The following is a 3,927-nucleotide window of genomic DNA, read 5'->3' on the forward strand; positions in this document are numbered from 1 at the left end:
CGCGAGGAGCTCCCTCGCACCGACCCTGTGCCTCTGCGGAACGCGGATCGGGACCGACAAGCTCACGCACCTCTTCTCCAACGGGTTCTTCTATTGGAACGCGGGGCGACAGGAAGGCTCGCCGATGCGGACGGCGGCCGACGCGCAGCGCTTCGCGCTCGCCGACGAAGACGGCCTTATGGGAGCGCGCTCCACCGGCGTCTCGAGCCCCGCCGACGCGCAGGCTACCCGGGCGGGCTATCTCCTCGCGTCGAGCTACCTCGAGGGGAACGATCCCGTGTTCGCGCGGAGCCGCACGACCGGTCTCCTCGTTCGCCGGCGCGCCGTCGACGTGTGCCGGTTCGTGACGGCGGAGTGGGACGAGGCGCTCGACCCGCCGGCGTTCACGGAGAACCGCCGAAAGCGAGAGCGGATCGAGGCGGCGATCACGGAGCGGGTCGAGGCCAATCGCGCCGGCGCGTCTCTTCCCGAGGGCGAAAAGCGCCGCCTCGAGCGCGAGTTGACCGCGCGCCGTCTTCCGCCGCGCCACGGGCGGCTCTCCTTTCCGGACGAGCTCTGGGTCGCCGTCAAGTGGGGGACGGCGTATTTCACGATCCCGCGGGAATCCCGTCGCGCGATCCGGGCGCTCGCATTCCCCCGGTTCCGGCTTCGAGATCGACGGCCGATCACGCTGATGCGGGCCCCCTGACCCTCCGCCGCTCAGGCTGCGGCCGGCGCGGGCTCGTGGGCGAGGAGCGGCTCGAAACGGGCCCGGAAGTCCGCAGGGGAGAGGTGCGCGGCGGCCGCAAGACGCGCGAGCTCCTCCGGGTTCTCGAAATCCTCGCGTCTCAGGCGGACCATGTACCGGCGGGCGATCGCGTAGCGCGCCGAGCGGACGTCGACCATCCGGACCCTCGCCCGGCCCGTCGCCGGGTCCAAAAGCTGCGAGAACGGGATCGGCACGAACCGGCCGTCCTGCATCGAGACCATCGCAGCGTTGCCGCCGTCCAGAAGGAAGCTCGCCGCGGCGTAGCCCAGGTCGCGCGTGTACTCGAGATCGAACGGGATCGGATCGGCGCAGCGCAGCTCGTAGCCGACGTCCTTGGCGACGATCGTCGCGGAGAGGCCGAGCTCGTTGAGCCGCGCCGAGACGGCGCGCTTGACGATGTCGCCGAAGTCGACCTCGGCGATCCTCACGTTTCCGTGGGCGTCGCGCTCGACGTCCTTCAGCTCGGCGAGCTCACCGGGGGCGAGGCTCAGCACGAGGCCCTCGGCGATGACCGCGACGCCGTCGCGGCGCCCCTTCGCCAGCCGTTTGATGACGGCGCCCGCGAGCGTGTCGACGACCTCGGAGAATCGCGGCGGCCCGGCCGTGAACTCCTCCGGGATGAGCGTGAGTGTGGCCCCGGCCGCCTTTCCCATGCCGAGCGCCAGGTGCCCCGCCTTCCGTCCCATCGCGACCACGAAGTACCAGCGCGCCGTGGTCTTCGCGTCGACCATGAGATTCTCGACGATCTCGACGCCGTGATGCCGCGCCGTCTGGTACCCGAACGTGTCGACGTGCGACGGCAGGTCGAGATCGTTGTCGATCGTCTTCGGCACGTGGACGACGCGGAGGCGCCCGCCCGCCTTCTCCTCGAGCTTCATCGCGGTGAACGCCGTGTCGTCGCCGCCGATCGTGATCAGGCGGGAGATCCCGAGGCGGCCGAGCGTGTCGACGGTGGCCTCGAGCCGGGCCGGGTCCCGGCTCGGGTTCGCCCGCGAGGTCCCGAGGATCGAACCGCCGCGGAAATGGATCCGGCTCACGTCGTCGATCGTGAGCGGCATCACGTGTCCGGCGTCGCCCCGCATGATCCGCTCGAATCCGTCGCGGATCCCGATCGCGTCGACGCCGTCGAGCGCCGCGCGGATCGTGGCGGCCGAGATGACGCTGTTGATGCCCGGCGCGGGGCCGCCCCCGACGAGGATTCCGAGCTTTTCTCCCGCCATGCAGACCTCCGGTTCGATGATACGACGGCCCGCGCGGCCGTCAGAGAGCGTCGTGGACCGCTCCCGACGTTATTCCGCCGCGATTTCGTCTACGTAGCACCACTTCCAGCTCTCTCCCGGCTCGAACGACCGGATGACCGGATGGCGGCTCGCCTGGAAGTGGAGCGTCGCGTGGCGGTTCTTCGAATCGTCGCAGCAACCGACGTGCCCGCACCGGAGGCATCGCCGGAGGTGGACCCACGAATCGCCGCTGGCGAGACACTCCTCGCATCCACGGGACCGGGGCGGAGCGTCGTCGGCGCGCCGGAGGTGTGCGCATGCGTCGGGCACGTTCATCTCCTTTCGAGCGCCGTCCGGTCCCATTGGCCGGCGCTTGCGGCGGCATCGTAGGTGCTCCGACAGAATTCCATGAGCGCCGCTTCCGGATCGGGCGAGGCCCGCATCGCGTCGTAATGCAGGTAGAAGCCCGCGAGCTCCGGATGGTAATAGGCGGAACGCGGTTCGATGCGGGCGTCGCGAAAGCCGGGCGGCTCGGGGGCCGCATAGCTGTAGAACGCGGGAAGAGTGAGCCTTCCGTCGCCGGGCCAGAAACCGACGCTGCTCGCCTCGTGAAAGTACGCCTCTTTCGTGATCGAGTCGGCGCCCTCCCGGGGCGGCGCGGGGCGCCCCGAAAAGCGCGTCACCGCGAGGTCGAAGCTTCCCCAGAAGAACTGCACGGGGCTGCATTTCCCGATGAACCCGGCGCGAAATTCCGTGAAGAGGGCGTGCGTGCGCGCGAGGGTCTTCTGGAAGCGCTCGACGGGATCGCGTTCGTACGACCGGTGCTTCTCGTCGCGGTCGAGCGGGATCGGGTCGTCGATCTCGACGGGGGTGGTCCAGATGCGGCACCGGATGCCGAGCGAATCGAGGGCCGCGAAGATCTCCCGGTAGAGCGCCGCCACGCTCCGAGGCCCCAGAGGGATGGCGCGCTCGCCGCGGCCGGTCGTCCGGATCCGGAGGACGTGCTCGGCGAAGTCGAACTCCATGTCGAACGAGCGATCGCCGTACGGGAGCAGCGGCGTCGCGAGGCCGCGCGGCGTCACCGACAGCGACACGTTCCACCAGTGGTTGACGCGCGGCGTGAGCGCGAGGGAAATCTTCCCGACGATCTGTGTCCAACGGTGGAGCGTCTCGTTCGTGTCGCGCCACTCGTCGAGCGGCAGCGCGGGCCATCGCGTCTCGTTCGACATATCCCCATGATACCGATTGAGCCGTTTGCAGGATGGATTTCGAGGCCCCGCCGTGCGATCCTGGATCCGTCAGACGATCGGAAGGAGGCTTGCGATGAAAACGAGCAAACCGATCACGCCGACGCGCCGTCCTGCGGCGCGCCCCGTCACGCCGAACCGCCACATGACGCCGGAAGAGAAAGAGGCGTTCATCGCCCAGACCGAGGAGTTCGAGGGACCGAGCCGTCGCGAGAAGCGCGGACCGGAGCGTCGCCCCGAGGCGCATGAGCCGGGGGTGGCGCCTTCCTGACGGGCAGGCACGGCGATCCTCCTCCGCTCTCGCGAGCTTCGGAGGATGATCGCTCGAAGATACTCCTCTCGGCATGACCGCTCGTCGGATGCAGATCCGCCGTAGCCTTGGCGAAGGCGGATGATGCATCGAGCCGTCCGCCTCCGCTCTGCCGAACGGCGCTGAGGGCGCGCGGGCCGTATCGGCAAGTCGATGCCAAGAGGACCGTGCCGACTCGTCCCGCCGAAGCCTCGGCGAAGGAGGAAGCTTCAGCGAAGGCGGAGGCGGGCGCGTACGAGCCGGCCGGCGGCTCGACGCCTTCGCCGCCGGCCGTCTGTCCGCATCCCGCCGGGCTCGGGCCTCGCCCTGCCTTCGGCTCTTCGTGACCCGCCTCGATTCAAGTCTTCCCGGGGTCGTCGGGCCGCGAGATGCACGAATCGGAGATCACGGGGTCCGGCCGCA

At 69.6% G+C, this 3,927-nt stretch carries 5 protein-coding genes; 2 read left to right on the plus strand and 3 right to left on the minus strand.

The window, feature by feature from the left end; all coding sequences use genetic code 11:
* Positions 1–688, plus strand: a 688-nt coding sequence (locus tag VKH46_03855) for a hypothetical protein (GenBank protein HKB69952.1), incomplete at its 5' end; no start/stop codon positions are given.
* 11 nt (positions 689–699) lie between these two features.
* On the opposite strand, the gene pfp is transcribed toward VKH46_03855, so the two are convergent.
* From pfp to VKH46_03870, 3 genes are all read right to left on the minus strand, one after another.
* On the minus strand, positions 700–1,968 hold the full coding sequence (gene pfp / locus VKH46_03860; GenBank protein HKB69953.1) for a diphosphate--fructose-6-phosphate 1-phosphotransferase: 1,269 nt from the start codon (positions 1,966–1,968) through the stop codon (positions 700–702).
* A 69-nt stretch (positions 1,969–2,037) separates the two neighbouring features.
* A complete protein-coding gene (locus VKH46_03865; GenBank protein HKB69954.1) occupies positions 2,038–2,304 on the minus strand; it encodes a UBP-type zinc finger domain-containing protein in 267 nt (88 codons plus the stop codon).
* A complete protein-coding gene (locus VKH46_03870; GenBank protein ID HKB69955.1) occupies positions 2,301–3,197 on the minus strand; it encodes a DUF5996 family protein in 897 nt (298 codons plus the stop codon). Before VKH46_03870 ends, VKH46_03865 begins: the two co-directional genes overlap by 4 nt.
* A 94-nt stretch (positions 3,198–3,291) precedes the next feature.
* Here VKH46_03870 and VKH46_03875 point away from each other — a divergent pair, with 94 nt between their 5' ends.
* Positions 3,292–3,486: a hypothetical protein gene (locus VKH46_03875; protein ID HKB69956.1), complete on the plus strand. Its 195-nt coding sequence runs from the start codon at positions 3,292–3,294 to the stop codon at positions 3,484–3,486.
* Positions 3,487–3,927: the final 441 nt, after the last annotated feature.

It is taken from the genome of Thermoanaerobaculia bacterium, from assembly GCA_035260525.1.
Taxonomy (GTDB): Bacteria; Acidobacteriota; Thermoanaerobaculia; order UBA5066; family DATFVB01; genus DATFVB01.

What these genes read in the sequence shown, in the direction of transcription:
- VKH46_03875 (HKB69956.1), top strand. Translation starts at nt 3,292, where the DNA reads ATGAAAACGAGCAAACCGATCACGCCGACGCGCCGTCCTGCGGCGCGC.
- pfp (HKB69953.1), bottom strand. Translation starts at nt 1,968, where the DNA reads ATGGCGGGAGAAAAGCTCGGAATCCTCGTCGGGGGCGGCCCCGCGCCG.
- VKH46_03865 (HKB69954.1), bottom strand. Translation starts at nt 2,304, where the DNA reads ATGAACGTGCCCGACGCATGCGCACACCTCCGGCGCGCCGACGACGCT.
- VKH46_03870 (HKB69955.1), bottom strand. Translation starts at nt 3,197, where the DNA reads ATGTCGAACGAGACGCGATGGCCCGCGCTGCCGCTCGACGAGTGGCGC.